We start from the raw sequence: 26,922 nt of genomic DNA on the forward strand, positions 1-26,922 counted from the left end.
GAGTAGATGGTTTGGCTAAAAGAAAAAAAGTTGGTTTAGGACGTCGGAAAAAACAGAATCCTTTTCTGCTAGTATTTAAAATTGGTTTAGTTTTTCTTTTCTTCTTTATTTTTACAATTACATTTGTTGGGAAAAGATTAATGGAAGAACCGGATGGTGTATCGGTTAGTTATGAAGAAGCATTTATCGATGAAGTTGGAGAAAAAGCAGTACTATTACATTCAACATATGGTATCAGACCAAGTGTGACCATTGCGCAAGCCATTCTTGAGTCGAACTGGGGAAGAAGCAAACTTGCAACGCGCGAAAACAATTATTATGGTATTAAAGGATCGAACCAGACGGCCTATTCAACAAAAGAGTTTGAAGAGGACGAATGGATAGAAATTAGAGCAGAGTTTAGAAGTTATGATTCACTGTTAGCTTCAATGGAAGATTATGCAAAATTATTAAGAGATGGTACGGAATGGGATGGGAATCTCTATAGAGAAGTGATTGAGGCGCCGGATTATAAACAAGCTGCTCAAGCTTTAAAGGAAGCTGGGTATGCTACCGATCCAGATTATCCAGAAAAAGTCATATCGCTGATTGAAACCTACAATCTGCAAAGATTTGATACAGATACTAATGAAAATGAGGGACAAGCGAGTGACTAATAGAAAAGAAATGCCCATTGTTGAAACCAATTTACGTAAAGACTATATTGCAGTACCGAGTGTGATTAGAAACGCAAGTGGTATTAATATAAATGGGAAACGATTCAAAGCAATGATGTTTACGACGGACATTGCGATAATTATGAATAACAATGCTGATGCGATAATGGCTGTTTATCCTTTTACGCCTCATCCAGCCATTATTGAAGCCATCACATCTGTCTCAACGATACCTGTTCTAGCTGGAGTGGGTGGCGGCACAACACAAGGACCGAGATCAGCGAACATGGCCCTATTTGCAGAGTCTCATGGATGTCTAGCAGTTGTTGTAAATGCACCCACACCTATCGATACGATTGAAGCAATCAATGATGTCGTCGATATTCCAATCATCATGACGATCGTATCTGAATATACAGATATTGATGAAAGGTTAGCGGCTGGTGTGGATATTTTAAATATATCGAATGCAGCGAATACAGCCGAGCTTGTAAGAGAAATCAGAGCGAAGTATCCGAAATTGCCTATCATTGCGACCGGTGGGCCAACAGAAGAAAGTATCCAAGAAACAATCGATGCTGGTGCTAATGCGATTACGTATACACCACCTTCTAATGGAAAATTATTCAGCAAGAAAATGGATAAATATAGAAAAATAGAGAAAGATATTTTTGATAGTTAACCATTGACCAATAAATGCAATAAATCATAAGAGTCCAATCAAATAAATAAGAAAGCGGGTAGGAAAATGAAGCGATCTTCAAAGGGATTTATGAATAAAGGGAACAGTAAAAAAACTTGGATGATACCCTTGGCTATTTTGCTTGTTATTTTAATCAGTGTCGTAGGATTCATCGGGTTTTCAAAATGGCAAGAAGGCCAAGAGGCCCAAAGAAGACAAAATCTTGCTGAAGAGTTGACGCAAAACTACCTAGATGCACTAAGATCAGGTGAGATGACTGATTACGTTGCACTTTTATCTGAAGATTCTATAGCAGCATCTCCTTACTCCAGAGAGGAAATCACAGAACGATATGAAAATGTATTTTCAGCTATTGGTGCAACGAATCTGAATGAATCAATGACCGAGTTGAGATTAGATGAAGAAACAGATACATACCATTTTGCTTATACACTTTCTATGGATACTTCTCTTGGGACGATCGAAGACTTGAACTATGAGACGACCCTTCGCGAAGAAGAAGATGAGATGTTAGTTGATTGGCGCACAAATCTTATCTTCCCTGATTTAGAAGAAGGGGACCTTGTTAAACTTAAATATGAAGAGGGAAATAGAGGTAGCCTAAATGATCGTAATGGAAACTTATTAGCCGGCAATGGTGATGCTTGGCAAGCAGGCCTACACCCATCAGCATTAGGTGAAGGCGGTGATCGTGAAACAGCGTTAAGTACGATCGCGGATAAGTTTGGCCAAGACAAAGCATCTTTAGAAAGTTTACTAGAACAATCTTGGGTAACACCTGATAGCTTTGTTCCTTTTACAATCGTTGAAGAAGGAAACACGCCTGAGGTTAAAGGGGTCATGTATCAGCAAACTTCTACAAGAATTTATCCACTTTCTGAGGCTGCTGCGCATCTAACAGGCTATACAGGGCAAGCCACAGCCGAAGATGTCGAAAAAAACCCTACATTACAAGCTGGAGATATAATCGGCAAATCTGGACTCGAAGCAGCTTTTGATCAAAGATTAAGAGGAACCAAAGGTGGACAAATCTTTATAGAAACAGAAGATGGTGAAAGAAAATCAGTATTGATTGAATCTGACATTAAAGATGGCGAAAACATTCGTCTGACAATAGATGTTGATCTTCAGAAAATGTATTATGATCAATTACAAGGAGAGCCAGGTACGGCAGTAGTGATGGAACCAGAAACTGGAGAAATTCTAGTAGCAGCTAGTTCCCCTTCTTACGATCCACAGTTATTTGTGAGAGGCATATCCTCTGAGGCATTTCAAGCGTATAACGAGGATTCCAATACACCATTTGTGGCAAGATACGCTGCAAGATATGCCCCAGGATCTACATTTAAGATTTTGACGGCTATGATTGGCTTAGATCTTAATGTAACCACTCCTGAAAAGACACATACCATTGAAGGTCTCCAGTGGAGTCCGCAAGATGATTCGTTCGGGAGCCATCAAATTACCAGAGTCAGTGATGCTGTTACAGAAGTTGATTTACAAGCGGCTATTACGTATTCGGATAACATCTATTTTGCAATGGAAGCATTAGAAATGGGTGGGAGTGCATTTGTTAAAGAGTTAAGTCAATTTCCATTTGGCGCAAGTATGAACTTGCCTTTCAGTATGCAGCCCGCTCAAATATCAAATAGTGGTGCACTGGACAAGCCGACCTTACTAGCAGATACAGCATATGGACAAGGTGAACTACTGATGAGTCCCATTCATCAAATATCTTTCTATTCAGCAGTCGCTAACGAAGGATTAATGACGTTTCCTTCACTTGAATTAGATGAAGAGACTGAAACGAACCAGCTGAATCCTGTAGAAGTCGAGTCTGCTCAAATCGTAAAAGAAGATTTGATCAATGCTGTTGAAGATTCTAATGGAACCGCACACCCATTTGCATCGTTGCCTTTTAGGGTGGGTGCAAAAACGGGAACAGCTGAAGTAGAAAAAGATGGCGTAAATGTCACAAATGGATTTGTCTATGCAATAGATGCGGATGATAATGAATTTTCATTTATAGGATTCTTAGAAGGAAAGAGTAGTGGCGACGTTGTTGAGCGTTTCTTACCGATCTTACCGGCATTAAAAGAGGCTGAGTAACCATCCGGCCTTTGGAATCCGGCATGACAATACTATTGTTCCGTAAGTAAATATGTGATATAGTGGCTTTGATTTTGATAATGACAATAAAATATGCGTATGAAGAAGGAGAAAATAATATAATGAATGCTGATCCCGGGAGTCTGCAGCCCTTAATTGGGCATGTCTTACTCATAGTCTCATTGACCGCTGTTTATGGAGTTTTTGCGGCAGTTGAGATGGCTTTGATTTCGTTGAATCAAACGAGAATCATTGAACTTTCCATTGAAGGAAATAAAAAAGCCAAGAAAGTATTACTGTTGATTGAAAAGTCGGATGATTATCTGATAGCGGTTCGTATCATTTTAACACTCGCTGCGCTTTTCAGTAGTGCCTTAGCTTCTTTTTACTACACAGATTATCTCGCAGAAGTACTAGGCACTTTTTCTTCTGCTCGAAGCTTGAGTATGATTTTGATTACCTTAATCGTCTCATCTGTGTTTCTTGTCTTTGGAGAGCAGTTACCCAAAGCGATAGCTGCACAAAACCCTGACCAAACGGCTATGTTACTTGTCGGGATCGTTCTTCTTGTACGTAAACTATTTATACCGATCGTCTGGACATTAAAGATTACCACAAAGGTTATGAAAAAAATTATACCCATTGACTTTGATGCACATGAAGATACAATGACGCGAGATGAGTTTAGGACGTTTATCGAACAAGGTCACCATCACGATGTCATTGATTTAGAAGAATTTTCAATGCTTAAAGGTGTACTTTCTTTAGACAATAAAATTGCTAGAGAAGTAATGGTTCCTAGAACCGATTCGTTTATGCTTGATTACGAAGCCTCTAGTCGAGAAAATATTGAAGCAATGCTCAATACACCGCACTCACGAGTACCACTTTATTTTGAGGATAAAGATAATATTTTAGGTATCGTGCACGTGAAAAATTTACTCAAAGCTTCCAAAGATACACCGCTTTACGATATTGATTTGAAAGAAGTCAGTAATGAAGCATTGTTCGTACCAGAATCAATTTATATTGATGACTTGATTTTTCAAATGAAACGTACACAAAATCAAATGGCTGTATTAAATGATGAATACGGTGGTGTAGTGGGTATCGTAACGCTTGAGGATTTATTAGAAGAAATCGTCGGAGAAATTGATGATGAGTATGATGAAACAAACAGCTTATTTGAACAAATCAATGAAAAAGAATATATTGTAGATGGATCGACGCCTATTGAGAAATTCAATGACTATTTTGATAAGAAAATTGAATCTGAAGATGTCGATACGATAGCAGGCTACTTTATCACTGAATTCGGTAGTGTACCTGGTAAAAATGATGAAGCTTTCCTAAAACTTGAAGACTTGTTGATGCAAGTAGAGACATTAGAAGGCTCAAGAATTTTAACATTACGTGTAGAAAAAATATCTTTAGAAGAAGTATCTGAAGAATTGTTAAATGAACAACATTCTTAAAAAATAGCTGTTAGTTGTTTAAGAAATATTAAGAAAATTGAGTATAATAAAAAGCTGAGATGGGTCATACTTGTCTCAGCTATTATAGTATGTAAGACTTTAAAGTAGGATAAAAAATGTTAGGAGAATTTTGTGGATTTAGATTGGACAATGCTATTAACAATATTTTTGATTAATGTGGTGTACGTAACTTTAAATACACTGAGAATGATGTTGACGATGAAAGGCTATCAATCGATTGCGCCGTTTATTGCTATGGTTGAAATATCCATATATGTTGTTGGACTTGGGCTTGTATTAGATAATCTTGACAACGTCGTAAATATTTTTGTTTATGCACTTGGTTTCGGCGTAGGAATCTTTGCAGGAATGAAAATTGAAAATTATCTTGCGCTCGGTTATATACTCGTAACTACGATCGTGCCAGAAGACGGTTGGGAAATCGCAGATAGATTGAGAGAATATGGCTATGGCGTTACCACTACACAAGCATATGGTAGAGAAGGACACCGATATGTATTAGAAATTTTAACACCGAGATCGAATGAACGTGATCTTTATGTGAAAATACATGAGATTGAACCGAAAGCTTTTATTGTTTCGTATGAACCACGATATATTAATGGCGGTTTCTGGACGAAAAAAATCAAGAAAAACAAATTAACAAAATCAAGAAAATCCTAATTTAGTCCAACAAACTGACACTAAAGGATTATACAGAAATAAGGAGCGATCACCATGAATGAATGGATTCAACCAGGCAAGACGATTGGTATTATAGGTGGTGGAAGTGTTGCACGCTTACTCGCACTATCTGCTAAAAAGATGGGGTATGGAATAGGCATACTGGATCCGGATCCACTTTGTTCTGCAAGTAGTATCGCAGATTGGCATTTAAGAGCTGAGTTGACCAATGAGAAGGCGTTTCACGATTTGTCGATCAAAAGTGATATCGTTATCTATGAGACAGAAGCTTTCCATTCAGATTACTTAAGAATGATGAAGCGGTCATTACCCGTTCCACAAGGGGAAGATTTGTTAGCCATCTCCCAAGACAGGGTATTGCAAAAGGCCTTTCTCGAGTCTCATAGTATCAATATCGCGCCATTTGCTACCATCGTATCAAAAGAAGATATTCAAGAAGCTGTTCAAAGTATTGGTTATCCATGTGTGTTGAAAGCGAATCGTACAGACGAGCGTTACCGCCAGCATACCTTATTATATGAAGATAAAGATATAGAAAAAACAGACGGTCTCTTACGTTCAGGAGCGAGTGTGTTAGAAGCTTGGATACCTTTCGAGAGAGAGCTATGTGTGGCGGTCGTCAAAGATTCGACAGGTAATATCTTAACGTATCCGGTCTCAGAAATGATGTACCGACAAGATAAATTTTTCCAAAGTATTATTCCGGCAAGGGTTGATAAAGATATCCAACAAGAGGTTACCCGTATTGCAGAAACGGTTGCTCGAAATATTGAGTTTCAAGGTGTGATTGCATTAGAATTATTGCTAACATCAACTGGATCATTATATGTAAATGAAATTGTTGGTCATCCTCACCAAGCGTACCATCAGTCTACAGATTGGACAGCATTATCTCAATACGATGCCCATATAAGGGCAGTATGTGGATGGACATTACCTGAATCAATTAATAATCCTAATTCTACAGTGATGAGATTGTTCAATCAAAGTCAACTAGAAGAAGCCTATACGCAAGCGAGAATCCAGCAAGACTGGAAGTTTGCTTTTTATCAAGGTGATCCAGAAGACCTTTTCACTGAGAAAGGTCATATGACGATTCAGACGGACAACGTCAATCATACGTTAACGTTATTGTCTGATATCGGTATGTAACCCAATGAAGATTCTACTGGTAAAGATTACGATACCAGTAGAAGGTCAAGGACTGAAGAAATGTCAAAATCAAAAAAAAGAGAAATAGAAGCGTATGAGTACATCAAAGAAAAAATCGAATCAAAAGAATGGCTGCCACAAAAACATTTGCGAGAGCAAGATGTAGCCATTGAGCTAAATATGAGTCGTACACCGATTCGAAATGCCTTTCTACGATTAGCGCAAGAAAAAGTGATTGTCATTGAACCCTATAAAGGCGCTAAGGTCTTACCCGTTCAAATTGATTTTAAAGCTTATCAGGATCGATTAGGTTTTATTGAACTAATAATTACGCATTATCTTATGAAGCTTGAAAAAGAAGAAGTACAACTGGTGTTAGTGACAAGCAGTGAGCGATTGAACGATATGGAGCAATCAAGTCAAATGACTAACCAGCTATTTGAAACACAAGAATGGCAATTTTGGCAATCGATCTTAACGCTCGAAAAAAATCAATATCAGTATGCGCTCGTTGTGAATTGCTTTAAGGAATTACTTACGCAAGAAGGAAAGCTTCAAAGTATCCTTTACAAGAGTCGTCAAACTAAATTAAAACATTACCGGATATTTTTAGAATTTCTTACTAAAAAAAATTATCCCTATGCTAGAAGAGAAATGAGAATAATGTTGAATCAGATCAGGCTCAACATTATTCAGAATCAAGAATAAAAAGATTCACTTTAATCAAGAAGCGTATTAATTTATCGCGGATACCAAATCAGTAGAACTGCTTATCAGTGGTTGAGACTGATTGATCGTATCGTCGTAGATTAGTGCGCTTTTTTGTGCGATGAAACGCTTTTAAAAGACGCGACTTTTTGTTGACTATTTATTATAAAAAGAGTTAAGTTCATTATCTAAGATTTGTATGATGGAATGCCTAGTTTTATGGAAAGCAGTTCGTATTTTCTGTATAATGTAGGAATGTATGACTACCCGAGAGGATGACAATATTGGTACTGCGTAAAGATATATTAAATGGAATGAATCCTAAACAAAAAGAAGCAGCAGCGTATACTGAAGGCCCCCTTTTGATCATGGCAGGAGCTGGATCAGGGAAAACAAGAGTATTGACTCACCGTATCTCTTATTTAATCGAAGAACAAGGTGTCAATCCTTGGAACATCTTAGCCATAACGTTTACGAATAAAGCAGCGTCTGAAATGAAAGCTCGAGTGTCAAATCTCGTTCAACAAGGTGGTAGTGATGTCTGGGTATCCACTTTCCACTCTATGTGTGTACGCATTCTTAGACGAGAAGCGGATCAAATAGGCTACAATCGTGCATTCACAATCAGCGACCCAGGCGAACAACAAACACTTATGAAAAGAATATTGAAAAGACAAAATATTGATCCTAAAAAATATAATCCTAGAGCAATTTTGTCTGAAATCAGCAATGCAAAAAATAAGTTGCAGAATGAAGCAGAATATAGAGCTCAAGCAAATGATTATTTTGGGAAGATCGTTGCAGATTGTTACGATGACTACCAGCGTGAATTAAGAACAGCTCAAGCTGTCGACTTTGATGACTTAATTATGCTAACAGTGAGATTATTTGAAGAGCATCCAGAAACACTTAAAGTCTATCAAACAAAATTTCAATATATTCATGTTGATGAGTATCAAGATACAAACCATGCTCAGTATCGATTGGTACAACTACTTGCTGATCGTCTCCGCAACATTTGTGTTGTAGGTGATGCAGATCAAAGTATTTATGGTTGGCGCGGCGCTGACATGGAAAATATCATGAATTTTGAAAAAGATTATCCCGAAGCAAAAGTTATTTATTTAGAACAGAATTATCGTTCAACCAAAAACATATTGAATGCAGCCAATCATGTCATCTCCCATAATATTAATCGTAAAGATAAAAACCTATGGACAGACAATCAAGATGGTCAAAAAATCATTTATTATCGAGCTGGAAATGAACATGAAGAGTCTAGATATATCATTCAGCAAATCAAAGAAGAAATGGAAAAAGATTCTAAAAAGAAATACGATGATTTTGCAGTACTTTATCGAACAAATGCACAATCCAGGGTGATGGAGGAAACACTGATCAAAACCGATATTCCTTATCGAATGGTCGGTGGACATAAGTTCTATGACAGAAAAGAGATCAAAGACGTACTCGCTTATTTGACATTAATAGCAAATCCGTCCGATAACTTAAGTTTCAGTAGGATCGTCAACGTACCTAAACGTGGAATAGGCGCCAGCTCGGTAGACAAACTAAGATTATCTGCTGAAGAGATGGGTTGGTCGCTTTATGAGGCTGCCCTCAATGCGCAAGTAACGAACCTGGCTGGTCGCGCTGCGAACAAGCTTGAAGTTTTTGCAACGATGCTTAATGATTTTAGAAAAATGGCTGAATATTTGACTGTTACAGAGTTGACAGAAGAAATACTTGAAAAAAGTGACTATCTTCCTAGCCTTAAAAAAGAGCGTACGCTAGAGTCAGAAGCAAGGATTGAAAATATCAATGAGTTTCTTTCCGTAACACAACAATTTGATGAAGATCCTCAAGAAGACAAGAGTTTGATATCATTCCTTACCGATTTAGCCCTTTTATCTGATTTGGATCGTGATGAAGAGGAGGAACCGGCCAGCGAAATCACACTGATGACTTTGCATGCAGCTAAAGGCCTTGAGTTCCCAATCGTCTTTCTCATTGGAATGGAAGATGGCTTATTTCCATTATCCAGAGCAGAACTAGATGAAGATGAGATGGAAGAAGAACGGCGGCTAGCATATGTTGGAATTACGAGAGCAGAAGAGAAACTCTATCTTTCTAATGCGATGAATCGAACGCTTTATGGTAAAACACAGATGAATCGACCTTCAAGATTCCTTGATGAAATCGAGGAAAAATTATTAGAACGCATTGAATCCAATAGTTTAAGACCATTCTCAAATGGTATCAATAAAGGCTTTGGTAATCGCTCAAATGATCATACACCGTCCAATAAGAAAGTGAAAACAGTCTATACACACCCCACAGGGAACAGTGGTGCTGAAAGTCTTGAATGGACCGTGGGCGATAAAGCAAACCACAAAGCTTGGGGAATCGGTACAGTGGTGAAAATCAGTGGGACAGGACAAGACCTTCAATTGGATATTGCCTTCCCAGGGATTGGGATTAAACCACTTCTTGCAACATTCGCACCGATTGAAAAAGTATAAGATTGAAAAGACCGAGAGGAGTAATATTGTGGTATTAGATGATGATTTTCAATTAGCTCAAAAAAGAGTTGATGAATTGATTACACTTTTAGATCGTTATAGTCACGAATATTATGTTCTGGACCGCCCTACAATCGAAGACAGTGAATACGATAAACTGTATCAAGAACTGCTAAAACTGGAAGAAACGTATCCTGCACTAGTACAACAAGATTCGCCAACACAGCGAGTGGGCGGTACATTGCTTCAAGGGTTTGAGAAAGTTGAGCATGACTTACCAATGCTAAGTTTGGATAATGCTTTTGATCTTGAGGGGTTACGTGCATTCGACCTTCGACTTCGTCAACTAGTTGGTGACAATATAGAATATGAGTGTGAACTGAAAATTGATGGTTTGGCAGTATCGTTAAAGTATGAAGAAGGACGTTTGGTGCAAGCTGTCACTAGAGGTGATGGAAGAATTGGAGAAAACGTCACCGGTAACGTGAAGACGATTAAATCTGTTCCACTTAAACTTAAAGAAGCTGTAACAATCGAAGTGCGTGGTGAAATTTATATGCCTAAAGCTTCATTTGTTGCTCTAAATGAAGACAGAGAAGAGCAAGGAGAAGCTAATTTTGCCAATCCAAGAAACGCCGCTGCTGGAACATTGAGAAATCTGGATCCCAAAGTAACGGCCTCAAGAAATTTAAGTGTGTTTCTTTATTCCATGGTACAATATGGAGAATTGGAAATTGATTCTCAAAGTGAGGCGCTCTCAAAAATGACTGAATTAGGGCTAAAGACAAACCCAGATCGAGCAGTCTTTCAATCAATTGATGAAGTGTGGACTTATGTAGAAAAGTACCAAGAAAAAAGAACGACGTTACCTTATGAAATTGATGGGATTGTGATTAAAGTCAATCAGTTCGAAGAACAAGAACAAGCTGGGTATACGGTTAAAGCACCTAGATGGGCCATTGCTTATAAGTTTCCTGCCGAGGAATCTAAAACCAAATTATTGGCTATAGAGTGGTCAGTTGGTCGAACTGGCGTAGTGACACCGACAGCAATCATGAATCCAGTACAGTTAGCTGGAACGACGGTACAAAGAGCGAGCTTGCACAATGTGGATCTCATTAAAGAAAGAGATATCCGAATAAATGATTTAGTTTTTGTTAGGAAAGCTGGGGACATTATCCCGGAGGTTGTTCGTGTTGATTTTGATTCTCGTCCAGAAAGTAGCATACCGTTTGAGATTCCGACCGAATGTCCTGCTTGTCAGAGTGAATTAGCACATTTAGAAGATGAAGTTGCATTGAGATGTTTGAACCCGAAATGTCCGGCTCAAGCAAAAGAGCGATTAATTCATTTTGTATCCAGAAATGCTATGAATATTGATGGACTAGGTGAAAAAATCATCATACAATTATTTGAAAAGCAGCTAGTTGAAGACGTCTCAAACTTGTATGAGTTAACGCTAGAACAATTGCTCACACTAGATAAAATTGCAGAGAAATCAGCAGAAAACTTACTCAAGGCTATAGAAGCTTCCAAGAGTAACTCTATGGAGCGATTACTATTTGGCCTAGGTATCAAACATGTTGGTGCAAAAGCAGCTAGATTATTATCTGAAAAATATGAGACGATGGATCAACTTAAACAAGCACCTAAAGAAGATATACAAGCTATTGATGGGATAGGGGAAATCATTGCAGAAAGTGTTGTGGCCTTTTTCGATTTGGAAGCAGCGAGAGACTTATTAGAGAAGCTAGCAACGCATGGTGTGAACTTAACATACACAGGTGCTAAAAAAAGAGAAACAATGGATGAATCTTCTGTATTTTATGATAAAACAGTCGTCATTACGGGGAAATTAGAACATTTCAAACGAAATGATTTGAAAGAACGACTAACTTTGCTTGGCGCTAATGTGACAGGAAGTATTTCTAAAAAAACAGATATACTGATTGCTGGTGCGGATGCTGGGAGTAAATTATCAAAAGCAAAAGAATTAGATGTTCCAGTTTGGGACGAAGAATCGCTGATGAAAGAAATCGGTCAGTGAGTTTGAAAGTGAGGTAAATCCTATGAATAAAAAATGGCTATTGACCAGTATGGCTGGTTTAGCAATGTTTTTGGCTTCTTGCGACAGACTTCCAAATTCAGATGAATCAGATGAACAAGTGTCTGAACAGACTGAAGGAGGAGAAGAAGCTGTAGATAGTACGGATACAGTGGTTGAAACGCGAATCGATGACAATTATTATCGCCCGTTGATTACTGAAGATGGATCATATGAGCCAAGTCTAAACCGTGGTATTACGAGATCTTTGAATTCTAATGTCAATATTAAAACATTCGAGAATGACTTGATGCGCCTGTCACATAAGTATTTCTCGACAGAAGACCATTACTTCCAAGAAGGTCAATTTTTACCAGCAGATCTAGCAACGAGTTGGTTGCGCCGTGCTGAACCTTTAACAGAAAAACAAATAGAGAACGGGGAAACGATTCTTGGACTAAATCCAGAAGATAATGGTAGTGAAGATCCAGAATCAAGAGCGCCAAATTATTTGAGCTCGATTCTTGAACAAGATTTCTATACAAAAACGGATGACGGTATAAAACTATCCGGTATTAGTATTGGTTTGGCATTGAACTCAGTAGAATATTACGGAGATAATCAGCAGCAACCAATCCCAAGAGATGTTTTGAAAAGAGAAGGTCAACGAATCGGAAGCGAAGTGGTTTCTAGAATGCGCCAATTAGATGGCGTAGGTTCTGTGCCGATTATGGTAGGACTTTATGAACAATCCACTCGTGATAACTTTGCTGGGGGCGTTTATATTTCTCAAGGTATTAGTCAAGATGGTGCTGAAGCAGTGTCAGATTGGACTGACTTAAATGAAAAACGACTTGTATTTCCAGTTGAAGGAATGCAAAGTGCCGAAGGGAACAGCTTTGCCAACTTTAAATCAGAAGTAGAAAATTTCTTCCCTAATCTAAGCGGTGTTACAGGTATCGCTCATTATGTAGATGATGCTTTAGTTAGTTTACAAATAGATATTGTCACACAATTTTACGGTAAAGGTGAAATCGTTGCATTTACACAATATTTAAACGAAGCAGCAAATGCCTACTTGTCAGAGAATTTACCGATAGAAATAAAGGTTGAATCCTTGAATGGCATTGAGTCCTTCCTAAAAAGAGATGCAGGAGAAACGGAATTCAATACACACGTATTTAATTAAAGCTCAAAATAATCAGATTAACTTGGAGGGAATCAATCACATGGCTATAAATGAAGAGACAGTAAAGCATGTTGCTAAACTAGCAAAACTTGAATTTAAGGAAGAAGAGATTCACGACTTTACAGAAGGAATGGATAAAATCATTCAGTTAGTAGAGCAATTAGAAGATCTGGATACGACAGGTGTTGAAGGTACTTACCATGGTATTACACATCACAGTGTCTTGCGTGAGGATAAAGCTAAGCTTGAAGTAACAAGGGAAGAACTTTTCAAGAATGTCAAAACACAACAAGATGGATACATCAAAGTACCAGCAATCATGGATAACGGGGAGAGTGGAGCATAATGGCTATTTTAGATCATACATTAGAAGCATTACATGAGCAACTTGTTAACGGTGAGTTAACCTCCCTTCAAATCATGGAAGCTGTATACGATAGAATTGAAGAAACAGAAGAGCAAGTTGGGGCCTTTCTAGCATTGAGTAAGACTGAAGCATTAGCTAAAGCAAGAGAAATAGATGAAGCAGGCATCGATCCTCATAATATCTTGAGCGGATTACCAATTGGCATCAAAGACAACATTGTAACAAAAGGTATCACTACTACAGCAGCTTCTAAGATGTTAGAAGATTTTGTACCTGTGTATGATGCAACAGTTGTTGAAAAACTAAATGAAATCGGCATGATTTCGGTCGGTAAGTTAAACATGGATGAGTTTGCTATGGGTGGTTCTACTGAAAATTCAGCGTTCAAAGTTACGCGCAATCCTTGGAATTTATCTAAAGTTCCTGGAGGTTCTTCAGGTGGATCAGCAGCAGCAGTAGCAGCTGGTCAGGTTCCAGTTTCTCTTGGATCAGACACGGGTGGTTCAATCAGAGAACCAGCTGCATTCACCGGTATTGTAGGAATGAAACCGACTTACGGACGTGTTTCTCGTTTTGGTCTTATTGCGTTTGGATCTAGTTTAGATCAAATCGGCCCTTTTTCTAGAACTGTAAAAGACAATGCACTTGTATTAAATGCCATTAGTGGCTATGATCAACGCGATTCTACTTCTTACGACGGAGAAACACCTGATTTCACTAAAGGAATCGAAAAAGGAGTTAAGGGTATGCGAATTGGTGTGCCTAAAGAATACTTCCACGAAGATGCGAAAGAAAAAGGAATTGTTGAATCGGTTCGCGCGGCATTAAAAACATATGAGTCATTAGGTGCAGAAATTGTCGAAGTGAGTTTACCTCATTCTAAATATGGTATTCCGGCTTATTATATTATTGCTTCATCCGAAGCTTCAAGTAATTTACAGAGATTTGATGGTATTCGATATGGTTACCGTGCAGATAACGTCAATAATCTAGATGAGTTGTATGTTAAATCACGTTCTGAAGGATTTGGCTTAGAAGTAAAACGTAGAATTATGCTTGGAACATTCTCCTTGAGTGCGGGCTTTTATGATGCTCACTTCAAAAAAGCTGCACAAGCAAGAACCTTGATTCGTCAAGACTTCGAAAAAGTTTTTGAAGATGTCGACTTCTTAGTTGCTCCGACAACTACAACAACTGCGTTCGATATTGGTGGTCAAATCGATGATCCCTTAACAATGTACATGGCTGATATTTTGACTGTCCCAGTTAATCTTGCTGGAGTACCGTCTGTATCTATACCTTGCGGATTCTCTGAAGAAATGCCAGTAGGTATGCAATTGATTGGTAAGCATTTTGACGAAAAAACATTATATCGTGCAGCCTATGCATTTGAACAAGCGACAGATTTCCACAAACAGAAACCAGCTTTCAAGGGAGGAAAATAAGCATGAATTTAGAAACAATTATAGGATTGGAAATACACGTAGAATTAAAAACAGATTCTAAAATGTTTTCTCCCTCACCAGCACATTTTGGTGCTGAACCGAACACGAATACTAACGTCATCGATTGGGGTTATCCAGGCGTTTTGCCAGTCGTTAATGAACGTGCAATCGAATTTGGTATGCGTGCAGCACTAGCATTGAATTGTACAATTAACCAAGATACAAAATTTGATCGTAAAAATTATTTTTATCCAGATAATCCAAAGGCATATCAAATTTCTCAGTTTGATCGCCCAATTGGTCATGATGGCTGGGTTGATATTGAAGTGAATGGTGAGACTAAAAGAATTAGAATCGAACGTGTGCATTTAGAAGAAGATGCAGGGAAGAATACGCACGGAACAGATGGCTATTCTTATGTAGACTTGAACCGTCAAGGGACACCATTGATTGAGATTGTGTCGGAAGCGGATATGCGTTCTCCTGAAGAAGCTTATGCTTACTTAGAAGCAATAAAGCAAATTATTCAATTTACGGGCGTTTCCGATGTTAAGATGGAAGAAGGTTCTATGCGTTGTGATGCGAACATTTCTCTTAGACCATTTGGGCAAGAAGCATTTGGGACGAAATCAGAATTGAAAAATTTAAATTCTTTCAACTTTGTTCGTAGAGGATTGGCTCATGAAGTAGAGCGTCAAGAAAAAGTTTTGGTTGCAGGTGGCGAGTTACTGCAAGAAACAAGACGTTACGATGAATCAACAGGAAAAACATTGTTGATGCGTGTCAAAGAAGGATCGAGCGATTACCGTTATTTCCCAGAGCCAGACTTACCAAGATTAGTCATTGAAGACAAATGGGTAGAATCTGTTCGACAATCGTTACCGGAAATGCCAAAAGCAAGAAGAGCCCGTTACGTTAGCGAATTAGGTATTCCAGAATATGATGCAGAAGTTCTAACCGCTTCTAAAGAGATGTCTGACTTCTTTGACGGTGTACTTTCCCATGATGTAGATGCTAAACAAGCTTCTAACTGGTTGATGGGAGAAGTTTCTGCATACTTGAATAGTGAGAAATTAGCAATCGATGAAACAGCTCTAACGCCTAAAGCACTAGCAGAAATGATCAATCTTATCGCAGATGGAACGATTTCATCTAAAATTGCGAAAAAGGTTTTCCGTGAATTGATCATCAACGGCAGTGATGATGTCAAAGCACTTGTTGAAGAAAAAGGATGGGCACAATTGAGTGATCCGAGCAAGCTGTTACCAATTATTAATTACATTCTGGATAACAATGAACAATCAATTGAAGATTTTAAAAATGGTAGAGATCGTGCAATTGGATTCCTTGTTGGACAAATTATGAAGCAGACACGTGGGCAAGCAAATCCGGGTGTAGTGAACCAATTACTAAATGAAGAAATTGAAAAACGATAAACATTGAAAGCATATGTTTATAGGGGGAATCCTAGGTATGAGAAAGAGAGCAAGGATCATTTATAATCCAACATCTGGAAGAGAACTTGTAAAAAAATCGCTTCCGGATATTCTTAAAGTTTATGAAGATTTTGGCTATGACACTAGTGCGTACTGTACGACATCAGAACCGCTTTGTGCCCAAAAAGAAGCGAAAAGATGCGCTGATGAAGCCTTCGATCTTGTAATTGCAGCAGGTGGTGATGGAACGATTAATGAAGTTATCAATGGAATCGCGATAGCAGAAAAACGGCCAAAAGTAGCAATCATCCCAGCTGGTACAACAAATGATTATGCGAGAGCTTTGCATATTCCTAGAGGAAATTTAGTGAATGCAGCTAAGGTAATCGAAAAAGATCAATCCGTTTTTATGGATATCGGTAAGGTCAGTACAGCTTCAGAAGAACGTTATTTTATGAACATTGGTGCAGCAGGCTTTCTTTCTGAAGTATCTTATGAAGTCCCTGCAAATATGAAATCACTATTTGGTTCTCTGGCTTACTTTGCTAAAGGAGCAGAATTGTTGCCAAGAGTCGGTAAAGTGCCCATCCGTGTTGAGTATGACGAAGGTGTTTACGAGGGTCAAGCTTCAATGGTCTTTGTAGCATTAACAAACTCAGTTGGTGGATTCGAAGATATTGCGCCCGATAAAACATTGGGAGACGGCAAGTTTACACTGATTATCGTTAAAGCAACTAATCTCGTTGAAATCATGCGATTGGTCACGATGCTGATGAATGACGGAAAACATATCAACAGCCCCAATATCGTCTATACGAAAACAAGCAAAGTCATCGCTGAACCAATTGGTGACCATAAGTTAATGATCAATATTGATGGTGAATACGGCGGAAATGCTCCTGCAACCTTTATTAATTATCGACAACATATCGAAATGGTTGGAGATATTGATGGAATGAAACTAGACATTGATACCCGCGACCCATCTATGGAAGAAAAAGAAACTGACTTTATCAAACAAGTATCTGAATTGGAAGATCAAAGTCAGTAAAATGATGATGTGAAGCGTACAGAATCTTGTATCTGTGCGCTTTTCGGCTTTATTACAAAACTGAACATATAAAAAGGAGTAAACAATTGAGTAAAAATAAGAAAAACTGGGTAGCCCCCGTTTCTAAGAACAAAGATTATACAGGTACGGTTGAAGATTTAACACATGAGGGATTTGGCGTTATTAAAATTGAAAATTTCCCTATATTTGTAGAAGGTGCACTGACTGAAGAGGAAGTCACATTCAAAGTTGTTAAGATTGGTAAGAAATTTGGGTTCGGAAAGTTATTAGAGGTTCACACTTCTAGTCCGGATCGCGTAGAAATTATGGATAAAGTATATGCTCAAACTGGAACGATGCCATTACAACATCTTTCTTATGATGCACAATTAAGATTCAAAAAAGATCAAGTTGTGAGAGTATTTGAAAGAATCGCAAAACTGCCGGAAGTTCCTATTGCTGATGTTATTGGAATGGACGAACCTTATGGTTACAGAAATAAAGCTCAAATTCCTGTTCGAAAAATCGACGGAAAAATGGAAACAGGCTTTTTTAGAAAGAATAGTCACGACTTAATTCCTTTAGAAGACTTTGTTATTCAAGATCCTAAAATAGATGAAGCTGTAGTCACAGTTAGAGATATCTTGAAGAAATATCATATTAAACCATATGATGAAATCAACCATAAAGGTGATATCCGTCATATCCTTGTCAGAAGAGGTCACTATACTGGTGAATTGATGGTGGTATTGGTCACGCGTACGAGTGATCTATCTAGAGAACAAGAAATTATTGAAAGTATCAAAGAGAAATTACCTGAGTTAGTGAGTTTGATTCAAAACATTAATCCAGATAAGACAAATGTTATCTTAGGAAGAGATCACCGTGTATTATATGGAGAAGATGGCTACCACGATACGTTACTTGGAGATACATACTTTATCTCTCATGAATCTTTCTATCAAATCAATCCAGTACAAACACAAATCTTGTATCAGACAGCAATTGATTATGCTGAATTGACTGGAGAAGAAACAGTCATCGACGCTTACTGTGGAATTGGAACATTAACACTTGGTTTAGCTAAAAAAGCGAAGCATGTGTACGGTTTAGAAATCGTTAATACAGCAATCAAAAATGCTAACCGTAATGTCCAAGTCAATGATGTAGATAATGTATCCTTCAAAGTGGGTGCTGCTGAAGAACTAATGGTAGAGTGGAATAACCGTAATGACAGTGTGGATGTACTCGTTGTGGATCCTCCGAGAAAAGGTTTAGCGACAGAATTTGTGGATGCAGTTCTTGTTATGAAACCTAAGAAAATGGTTTATGTAAGCTGTAATCCTGCTACTTTAGCAAGAGACTTGAAGCTGTTGCACGAAGGTGGATACGAAATCGTTAGAGCACAACCGGTTGACCTATTCCCACAAACACATCATATTGAAACAGTGGTTCAATTGAGAAGAAAATAATCGTATAATATGCAGCCCACCTTTATTCGCTGGATAAGCGAATGGAAGGTGGGCTTTCTTTGAAATGAATCCTCATACTGATTTAGATAAAAATCATGGTACAGTTTTTGAAAAATAGCATGGTCTATTGGTATAATAGAGATACTGTAAGAAGAGATGGAGGATAATGATAAATGAAGTTAATGACATGGAATATGGACTCATTGAATGCGACACTTACAAGTGATTCAGCTCGAGCGATAATGTCTAGAGAAGTAGTAAAGACCATCATTGAACATGATCCAGATATATTTGCTATACAAGAAACAAAATTGCCGAGAACAGGTCCCTCTAAGAAACATGCTGAGATATTGGAAGAAATGTTTCCGGATTACGATTATGTCTGGCGAATTTCTGAAGAACCTGCTAGAAAAAGTTATGCAGGAACCATGTTTTTGTATAAGAAACAGTTAGATCCCATTGTGACCTATCCCAAAATCGGAGCGCCCGATACAATGGATGTAGAAGGACGGATGATCACATTAGAATTCGAAGACTTTTACGTTACACAAGTGTACACACCTAACGCTGGATCTGAACTTGTTCGCTTGAAAGAGCGCCAAGTTTGGGATGAAAAATATGCAGCCTATCTAGCTGAGTTGGATAAAAACAAACCGGTTTTAGCTACTGGTGACTTCAATGTGGCACATAAGGAAATTGATTTAGCTAATCCTGCTAATAACCGTTTTTCTGCCGGGTTTACGGATGAAGAGCGTGAGGGATTTACAAAGCTTTTAGATAAAGGTTTTACAGATACTTTCCGTCATGTGCATGGAGATGTAACTGGTCAATATTCATGGTGGAATCAACGCGTCAAAACAAGTAAAGTCAATAACGCTGGTTGGAGAATCGATTACTGGCTAGTAAGTGATCGAATAGCTGATAAAGTATTGAAATCAGCTATCATTGACTCAGGAAAACGTCAAGATCATACACCGTTGCTTTTAGAAATAGATTTAGATTAGTTTTATAGAGTCAATTGACCCATATATAAACGGCAGGATAGAGCTACTCAGCTCTATCCTGCCGTTTTTTAGTAAAAATAAAAGTTTATATTTAAAAAGATAATTTCTAAACTAGATGTTGGCTGATTGTTACATCAACAGATTGTAAATGTCTCAGTTAAAAGATATAATCATCTTAATTAAGTCAATTGAATGAAGACAAATGGAAAATCATAGAAAACGGGTTAAGGTGTTACGTAGATTATTTCATTCGTGCTTCCTGAAAGAGGAGAAAAGTATGGAATTTGAGATTTTTGGAAAGTATCCAGCACTCCGTTGCAAGCTAGATCGCGGAGACGTTGTGGTAACGAGTTCAGGAAATATGTCTTGGATGACACAGGGCCTTGAGCTTGAAACATCTAGCCGTGGTGGATTATTCAAGGGATTTGCCCGTGCAATAACGGGTGAAGGTATGTTTCAAAATACTTATAGAGCGGTAAGCAATCAACAAGAAATTGTATTTGCAGCCTCTTTACCTGGAGAAATTGTTCATATTGTCATGAATGGTCAAGTCGTGATGGCTCAAAAGAGTGCCTTTCTTGCTTCCACTGAGCATGTGGATTTTGAAGTAGCCCTTACGAAGAAGTTTTCTGCTGGATTAATTGGCGGAGAAGGGTTTGTTTTACAACAATTTTCAGGTAAGGGTGATTTATTTCTAGAAGCAGACGGCTCCTTAGTTGATTATCAATTAAGTCATGGGGAGATTTTGCTCGTTGATCAGGGACATGTATTCATGTTCGATGAAAGTATTACTTATTCAATCGAAACAGTAAAAGGATTAAAAAACGTTTTGTTTGGAGGAGAAGGCGCTTTTCTCGTTAAACTCGTTGGCCCTGGTAAAGTTACGTTACAAACGATGCCAATCAGTACACTTGCTTCTCAAATTGTGCCTTATGTGCCATCTGAAGGTTGAGAATTGTAGCTTCAATAGAATAATCACATTTAAATAAACTTGATTTATTCAGCTTTATAAGACTGTTTTGATCTTTCCTTTCTTGAGTAGGAAAATTTAGTGTGCATCGTAAAATAAACGATGTTATACTATTAAGGATATTATTTTAGAAGGAAGTTTTGTTATGAAGAACTGGATAAAAAAGTACTGGAAAAGAATCGTCTTATTTTTTGTATTGTTCATTTTTATTATATTGGGTGCGGGCTTTGCCTATGTTCGGAGCGCTACTTATGAAGCGATGCCAGAAGCATTAGCTATACTCCAAGATGAAGAGGTTAGTATAGAGAATAATATGATTAGAGTCGAGCCGGAAACGGAAGTAGTTGGGAATATTGTTTTCTATCAAGGTGGTTTTGTTGAACCGGAAGCTTACTTACCGTTAGCTAAACGATTGAGCGAAGAAGGCTACAATGTATACATTCCGCACATGCCACTAAATCTAGCGATTTTAGGGATTAATCGTTTTGAAGATGTGATAGAAGCTTATCCATCAGACCAACCCTGGTATATCGCTGGTCATTCTTTAGGCGGTACGAGTGGGTTACTATATACAATAGATCATCTAGATCAAATCGAAGGTGCATTATTAATGGGATCGTATCCAAGTGATGGCGCCGACTTATCTCAATCCGATTTAACGGTATTGTCTATATATGCAACGAACGACCAAGTAATCAATGAAGAGCGATATGAAGCAGCTAGAGCGTTACTTCCTGAGGATACGACTTATGAAGTAATTGAAGGTGGCAATCACTCCAATTTTGGGTATTACGGATTTCAAAAAGGCGACGGTAAGAGTGAGAACACACGGGAAGAACAACTTGAAGAAGTGGTTAAGTCATTTTTACAGATAGTTGAATAAACAAAAAGACATGGACGATTTGTCCATGTCTTTTTGTTCGCAATAAAGCAATCAGGTTTTTTTACGACCTGTAATCATATTGTAGATGAAAACAAGTAAAGCGATGACTAGTAGGATATGTACAAGTCCACCGGCAATTTCAAATACGAGACCTAATATCCAAAATAATAATAGCAACCCAATGATAGTCCAAAGCATTAAAAACACTCCTTTATGATTTGTTACTAACAAGTATAACAGCTACGCCAGTGAATAGGTAATGATATGATTATAGCACTAATGGTCTTTACTCTTTATTCATTAGGCTAGCTGGATTTTGTTAGTTAAGAGCGGTTCAGGTTCAGGTTTTCCAAACAAATAGCCTTGGAATAACTGATAACCTTTTTCTTTTAACCATTGGAAATCTTCGTCTGATTCGATACCTTCTGCAAGTGGAATAGAACCGAGCTTATCTGCTTTTTCAAGAAAAGCTAAAGCAACAAACTGTTTTTTTAAATCCGTTGAAACGCCTTGAACGAATGCCATATCTAATTTCATATATGGTGGACTCAGTTCCTCGAATACATCCAAAGTGTTGTATCCAGAACCTACGTCATCAAGGGCATATTGAAAGCCGTTTTTTTGATAGTAATTCAAAATGGTTTTCAAATGGTTCATGTCTGCGATTTTTTCTGTTTCAACAACTTCAAAAATAATTCTCCGCGGATCGACTTCTAATCGTTTAGCAATCAATGTGGTTGTACGAAGACAGTGCTCTGGGGAATAGATGGCAGTAGGAATAAAATTAATAAATGCTTTTAAATGTTCCTCAAGACGATCAATTTGTTTCACAGCGTTGATACGACAAATTCTATCCAATGCAAATGTTCGACCTCTGACCTTAGCTGCAGGAAAAATCTCATTTGGATAAATAGGCTCACCAGCGTCATTTTTGAAACGAGCAAGTAATTCGTATCCATAAATTGTACCATCGCTCATGATGATGGGCTGAAAATGCATATGAAGATTTTTTTCATTGATAACTTGATCGATCCAAGAAGCTTCCGTATAATCATGAAAATCTTCGATAGGATTCCAATCTAATTGATTGATACGAAATTCAATGCCTTCTGTGAGTCTCATCTCACTTAGGAAATCATATAAGTCAATGGCACCAGATTCACTAGTGATAATGGTAGATTGTTTAATTTCATAATCGTGGTTATTTCTATGAAAGTGTTCGTCAATAAGAGTAATCAATGAATCAGTTAATTTAAAAGTAATACGTTGGCCAAAAGTAGAACAATTTTTACAAACCATTTGAATTCCTCCGAAGCTGAGATGATTGATTTCTTAATCATATCACATGTTTAAAGAATAAAATAGATGATAGATTAAGTAATAAGTGTTATTTTAAATGGAGAGAATTAAATCGATTTACCGCATTTCAATGCTGATTACAGAGACGAAAATAATCATGACATTAGTATGTTAAACTATTTTGATTTAAACAAATCATGTCGCTTTTAAATTCGAATAGGCAGTAGATTAAAGCAGTCGGATGATTTCAAAAAATGATGATTATGATGTAGGATAGTATGTAGAAGGACAGCTGTGTTTTTAATACTAATTTTTCTAAGGAGTGCCGATTAGTGAGTATTGGATATCCGTGTATTACAGTAGGCGTAAGTGAAACGAATCAAAAAACTTGTAGAAAAGCGAGTGCAACGGAAGAACATTTGAGTGTATTGATTGAGCATAATTTAACGGCATTAAAGCATATTATGGAATTCAATGGTGAACACGAGATTGAATTATTTAGAATCAGTTCAGACATTATCCCGTTTGCTTCAGATAAATCTGTCAATACGTTAGACTGGGCTAATCAGTTTTCAGATCAGTTTGAAGAAATAGAAAAGGTCATTAAAAACCAAGGCATAAGAGTTTCTATGCACCCAGGACAATATACCGTACTCAACTCTCCTAATCCTGATGTTGTTGAAAGAGCAATTGCGGATCTTGAATACCACACGCTTTTTTTAGATTGTGTAGGCGCGGATTCTAGTAGTAAACTAATTTTACATGTTGGAGGTATGTACGGAGATAAGAAGGCAGCAATGGATCGATTTGTCGCTGTATATCAGACATTGAGTGAAGGGATTAAAAATAGATTAGTGATTGAAAACGATGATCGTTCGTACACGATTGAAGAAGTACTGGAGATCTGTGAAAGAACGGGTGCACCGGCTGTATATGACAATCTACATAACGCCATCAATTCAAGCGATTATGATAAATCCGATACTTATTGGATAAAAAAGGCTAAAAAGACTTGGCAGCCAAAAGACGGTAGACAAAAAACACATTACTCACAGCAACAAATCAACAGTAGGACTGGCTCACATTCCAAATTTATCGGTATTGATGAATTTATGGGGTATTACGCTGAAGTTGAATCATTAGATATCGATATCATGCTAGAAGTTAAAGATAAAAATTTATCAGCTGTCAAATGTATTCTTGCTACAAAAAAGAATGGTAAAATGGAGGATTTGAAAGAAGAGTGGGGTCGGTATGAATACGTCGTATTAGAAAGATCAAACGAAATTTACGAGAGTATACAGTCACTACTTACAAATCAGTCAGACTATCCAGTGTTGAAGTTCTACAGATTAATTGAAGCAGCGCTTGCACAAGAACCGACTAATCAAACGGCTGTAAATGCTGCAAATCAGATATGGAATCATGTAGAGGGTATTGCTTCGGATAAAGAAAGAGTAAAGTACAAAAAAATAAGTCAAGAATTGACTAAAGAAAAGAAGAACATTAAACAAGTGAAGACATTTTTGAAACGAATGCTTTCTAAATATGAGCAACAAGCCATGTTAGAATCACTTTATTTTGAGTTTTAAAAGTGAAAAAGGAGAGAAGAAAAATGACAAAAAATAAAAAATTCGGTATTTTGTACCTCATTGTATTTGCTATTATGATTTTTTTGAATTACTGGTCAGCAACGGATGTGGGATCAACAGCAGATAGTCAGCAAGCGCTGATTCAACCAGCTGGGTTTGCGTTTTCAATCTGGGGGTTAATTTATCTAAGTGTATTGATATGGATCGTTAGATTATTTTTTATCCGTCAATTTGACGGTACAATCTATGACAAGGTCAAAGTCTGGTTGTTACTAAATTTTGCGCTTAATGGTGCTTGGATTATTATGTTTACGGGAGATTTGATTGGCTTATCAACTTTAGTTATAGTCGGATTACTCTTTACACTCGTCATGATCTATCGCACGATATCTAAAATCAAGTATAATTTCTTTGATCGTTTTCCATTTTCTATCTACTTTGCATGGGTTACTGTTGCGACAATCGTAAATATCTGTACATGGGCAGTTTCTGCAGGTATTCAAGAAGTCATTGGGTTGAATGAAATGACTTGGACGCTTATCTTGTTAGTTGTTGCTACGGTAATATGTGTTTATATCACACTGAAATACAGAGATTGGCTTTATCCACTTGTATTTGTATGGTCATTCATAGGGATTGTAGTTGAAAATTCAGATTCGACTATTATAACGTTTGCTAGTGTGTGTATCGGCGTTCAAGCATTGGTAGCGTTATATGCTGCTTACAAAGCATACAAACAAGATCAATCAGCAATTGCATAAAAATTTTGAGCGACGATCGGTAAAAAAGGGCCTTTAGGGGCCCTTTTTTTAATGATAATTGTTCGGCACTGTAAAAACTACTGAATTCTTTCAAATTTTAAATATGCTGGATTTTATAATGAAGTTAGCCACTTAGGCTAACCCACAAAAAAAACGCCATGTGAATTTCATGTTATATTGAAGTTACCGCTAACTCTCAATAGACAGGATGAATTCACATGACGCACTCTAACGATAACATATCAGCACGTAAGGGAAAACACTTATCTCATTCAGAACGTTCTCAAATTGCTATTTTAAAGACTCAGAAGTACTCCAATCGTCAAATTGCAAAGGCATTAGGATGTGCCCCGCAAACCATTAATAGCGAAATCTGTCGTGGAACCATTACGCAACTTAATCGGCAAAAACAAAACGGTAAAGTTTACGACTACTATACAACTCTCTACGATCCCGATGCCGGACAAGCAGCTTACGATAAACTACGGTTGAACTGTGGCCGTCGGCCAAAATGGGCTGATACGGATGCCTTTATTGAGTGGGCAGATGATAAATTGTTACAGGAAAAGTGGTCTCCAGATGTAGTCATTGGATTTGCGAAGACACATGACTTGTTTGACTCATCTATTATTCCCTGTACAACGACGCTCTATGGATGGATTGACAAAGGCATTATGAGAACAAAGAATATGGATCTACTCGAAAAACTATCGCGTAAACCAAAAGATACTACTTATAGAAGCCGAAGAAACAAGCGAATGCTAGGCCAATCTATTGAACAAAGACCCGCAGAAATTGATAACCGGCAGACCTTTGGTCACTGGGAAGTTGATACAGTTGTTGGAAACAAAACAAAAACCGATTCGGTTTTATTGACGTTAGTTGAACGTCAAACACGCTTTGAAATCATCCTTAAACTCAATGGTAAAGATATAGAATCTGTCAATCAGGCAATCAGTCAATTACGATATCGAGCCGGTGATACGTTCTCTAAAGTATTTAAGACCATCACTTCTGATAATGGATCTGAATTTGCCGGTCTTCATGAGGCACTTCACGAGACACTTGATGTGTACTTCAGTCATCCTTATGCTTCGTGGGAAAGAGGAACAAGCGAGAACCAGCATAAATTTATTCGCCGATTTATTCCAAAAGGAAAAGCTATCAATCAATTTAGTGAAACACAATACTTGAGAATCCAGCAATGGATGAATGACTATCCTCGGAAAATACTTGGATATAAAACACCACATGACTGTTTTGCCAATGCTCTGCGCTCTTTGTCCCAAGCAACCTGAGCACGTTAGTGCTTATCAAATAACAAGTGACGTCTTCCAATAACAAATTAAACAATCAGTTGCGGCTATCTTTTTAAACTA

General features: G+C 37.7%; 23 protein-coding genes. 21 read left to right on the forward strand and 2 right to left on the reverse strand.

Annotated elements, in window-relative coordinates:
• Positions 1-11 precede the first annotated feature (11 nt).
• The 18 genes from J5J05_RS12465 to J5J05_RS12550 all read left to right on the forward strand — a co-directional run bounded on the left by J5J05_RS12465 (position 12) and on the right by J5J05_RS12550 (position 21,891).
• On the forward strand, positions 12-656 hold the full coding sequence (locus tag J5J05_RS12465) for a glycoside hydrolase family 73 protein (RefSeq protein ID WP_208560986.1): 645 nt from the start codon (positions 12-14) through the stop codon (positions 654-656).
• Positions 634-1,338 (forward strand): hydrolase, encoded by a 705-nt coding sequence (locus J5J05_RS12470; RefSeq protein ID WP_425270362.1) that lies wholly within the window; start codon positions 634-636, stop codon positions 1,336-1,338. The genes J5J05_RS12465 and J5J05_RS12470 overlap by 23 nt, the downstream gene beginning before the upstream one ends.
• 66 nt (positions 1,339-1,404) lie before the next feature.
• Entirely contained in the window at positions 1,405-3,468 is a 2,064-nt protein-coding gene (gene pbp4 / locus J5J05_RS12475) for a penicillin-binding protein PBP4(5) (RefSeq protein WP_208560988.1), read from the forward strand.
• A gap of 122 nt (positions 3,469-3,590) precedes the next feature.
• Positions 3,591-4,943 (forward strand): hemolysin family protein, encoded by a 1,353-nt coding sequence (locus J5J05_RS12480; RefSeq protein WP_208560989.1) that lies wholly within the window; start codon positions 3,591-3,593, stop codon positions 4,941-4,943.
• 150 nt (positions 4,944-5,093) lie between these two features.
• On the forward strand, positions 5,094-5,627 hold the full coding sequence (locus J5J05_RS12485) for a DUF2179 domain-containing protein (RefSeq protein ID WP_208561016.1): 534 nt from the start codon (positions 5,094-5,096) through the stop codon (positions 5,625-5,627).
• 54 nt (positions 5,628-5,681) lie between these two features.
• Complete coding sequence (locus J5J05_RS12490) at positions 5,682-6,800, forward strand: ATP-grasp domain-containing protein (RefSeq protein ID WP_208560990.1); 1,119 nt, start codon at positions 5,682-5,684, stop codon at positions 6,798-6,800.
• A gap of 60 nt (positions 6,801-6,860) precedes the next feature.
• Positions 6,861-7,508: a GntR family transcriptional regulator gene (locus tag J5J05_RS12495; RefSeq protein WP_208560991.1), complete on the forward strand. Its 648-nt coding sequence runs from the start codon at positions 6,861-6,863 to the stop codon at positions 7,506-7,508.
• Positions 7,509-7,792: 284 nt separating this feature from the next.
• The gene (gene pcrA, locus J5J05_RS12500; RefSeq protein ID WP_208560992.1) at positions 7,793-10,030 is read left to right on the forward strand and encodes a DNA helicase PcrA; all 2,238 of its coding nucleotides are present in this window, start codon (positions 7,793-7,795) and stop codon (positions 10,028-10,030) included.
• 28 nt (positions 10,031-10,058) lie between these two features.
• Positions 10,059-12,077 (forward strand): NAD-dependent DNA ligase LigA, encoded by a 2,019-nt coding sequence (gene ligA / locus J5J05_RS12505; RefSeq protein ID WP_208560993.1) that lies wholly within the window; start codon positions 10,059-10,061, stop codon positions 12,075-12,077.
• 22 nt (positions 12,078-12,099) lie between these two features.
• Positions 12,100-13,263 carry a CamS family sex pheromone protein gene (locus J5J05_RS12510; RefSeq protein WP_208560994.1) on the forward strand — a complete coding sequence of 388 codons (1,164 nt, stop codon included), beginning with the start codon at positions 12,100-12,102 and terminating at the stop codon, positions 13,261-13,263.
• Positions 13,264-13,303: 40 nt separating this feature from the next.
• Positions 13,304-13,609 (forward strand): Asp-tRNA(Asn)/Glu-tRNA(Gln) amidotransferase subunit GatC, encoded by a 306-nt coding sequence (gene gatC / locus J5J05_RS12515; RefSeq protein ID WP_208560995.1) that lies wholly within the window; start codon positions 13,304-13,306, stop codon positions 13,607-13,609.
• Positions 13,606-15,075, forward strand: coding sequence for an Asp-tRNA(Asn)/Glu-tRNA(Gln) amidotransferase subunit GatA (gene gatA, locus J5J05_RS12520; RefSeq protein ID WP_208561017.1), 1,470 nt, complete (start codon positions 13,606-13,608; stop codon positions 15,073-15,075). The genes gatC and gatA overlap by 4 nt, the downstream gene beginning before the upstream one ends.
• Positions 15,076-15,077: 2 nt before the next feature.
• On the forward strand, positions 15,078-16,511 hold the full coding sequence (gene gatB, locus J5J05_RS12525) for an Asp-tRNA(Asn)/Glu-tRNA(Gln) amidotransferase subunit GatB (protein WP_208560996.1): 1,434 nt from the start codon (positions 15,078-15,080) through the stop codon (positions 16,509-16,511).
• Positions 16,512-16,548: 37 nt separating this feature from the next.
• Complete coding sequence (locus tag J5J05_RS12530) at positions 16,549-17,562, forward strand: diacylglycerol kinase family lipid kinase (protein WP_208560997.1); 1,014 nt, start codon at positions 16,549-16,551, stop codon at positions 17,560-17,562.
• 86 nt (positions 17,563-17,648) lie between these two features.
• Positions 17,649-19,034, forward strand: a complete 1,386-nt coding sequence (gene rlmD / locus J5J05_RS12535; protein WP_208560998.1) for a 23S rRNA (uracil(1939)-C(5))-methyltransferase RlmD — start codon at positions 17,649-17,651, stop codon at positions 19,032-19,034.
• A 173-nt stretch (positions 19,035-19,207) separates the two neighbouring features.
• Positions 19,208-20,038 carry an exodeoxyribonuclease III gene (locus J5J05_RS12540; RefSeq protein WP_208560999.1) on the forward strand — a complete coding sequence of 277 codons (831 nt, stop codon included), beginning with the start codon at positions 19,208-19,210 and terminating at the stop codon, positions 20,036-20,038.
• A 277-nt stretch (positions 20,039-20,315) separates the two neighbouring features.
• Positions 20,316-20,990: a TIGR00266 family protein gene (locus J5J05_RS12545; RefSeq protein WP_208561000.1), complete on the forward strand. Its 675-nt coding sequence runs from the start codon at positions 20,316-20,318 to the stop codon at positions 20,988-20,990.
• A 163-nt stretch (positions 20,991-21,153) separates the two neighbouring features.
• Entirely contained in the window at positions 21,154-21,891 is a 738-nt protein-coding gene (locus J5J05_RS12550) for an alpha/beta hydrolase (RefSeq protein ID WP_208561001.1), read from the forward strand.
• 51 nt (positions 21,892-21,942) lie between these two features.
• Here the strand turns inward: J5J05_RS12550 and J5J05_RS12555 are convergent, their stop codons facing one another.
• On the reverse strand, positions 21,943-22,089 hold the full coding sequence (locus tag J5J05_RS12555; protein WP_244244749.1) for a lmo0937 family membrane protein: 147 nt from the start codon (positions 22,087-22,089) through the stop codon (positions 21,943-21,945).
• Positions 22,090-22,191: 102 nt separating this feature from the next.
• The gene (locus J5J05_RS12560) at positions 22,192-23,190 is read right to left on the reverse strand and encodes an EAL domain-containing protein (RefSeq protein WP_208561002.1); all 999 of its coding nucleotides are present in this window, start codon (positions 23,188-23,190) and stop codon (positions 22,192-22,194) included.
• Between the two features lie 332 nt (positions 23,191-23,522).
• Between J5J05_RS12560 and uvsE the strand changes: the two genes are divergently transcribed.
• The 3 genes from uvsE (at position 23,523) to J5J05_RS12575 (ending at position 26,841) form a co-directional block, all read left to right on the forward strand.
• Positions 23,523-24,782 carry a UV DNA damage repair endonuclease UvsE gene (gene uvsE / locus J5J05_RS12985; protein WP_208561003.1) on the forward strand — a complete coding sequence of 420 codons (1,260 nt, stop codon included), beginning with the start codon at positions 23,523-23,525 and terminating at the stop codon, positions 24,780-24,782.
• Positions 24,783-24,805: 23 nt separating this feature from the next.
• Positions 24,806-25,543, forward strand: a complete 738-nt coding sequence (locus J5J05_RS12570; RefSeq protein WP_208561004.1) for a TspO/MBR family protein — start codon at positions 24,806-24,808, stop codon at positions 25,541-25,543.
• 218 nt (positions 25,544-25,761) lie between these two features.
• On the forward strand, positions 25,762-26,841 hold the full coding sequence (locus tag J5J05_RS12575) for an IS30 family transposase (RefSeq protein ID WP_208559143.1): 1,080 nt from the start codon (positions 25,762-25,764) through the stop codon (positions 26,839-26,841).
• Positions 26,842-26,922: the final 81 nt, after the last annotated feature.

Origin of the sequence: Marinilactibacillus kalidii (assembly GCF_017599325.1) — a bacterium.
Classification (GTDB): Bacteria; Bacillota; Bacilli; order Lactobacillales; family Carnobacteriaceae_A; genus Marinilactibacillus; species Marinilactibacillus kalidii.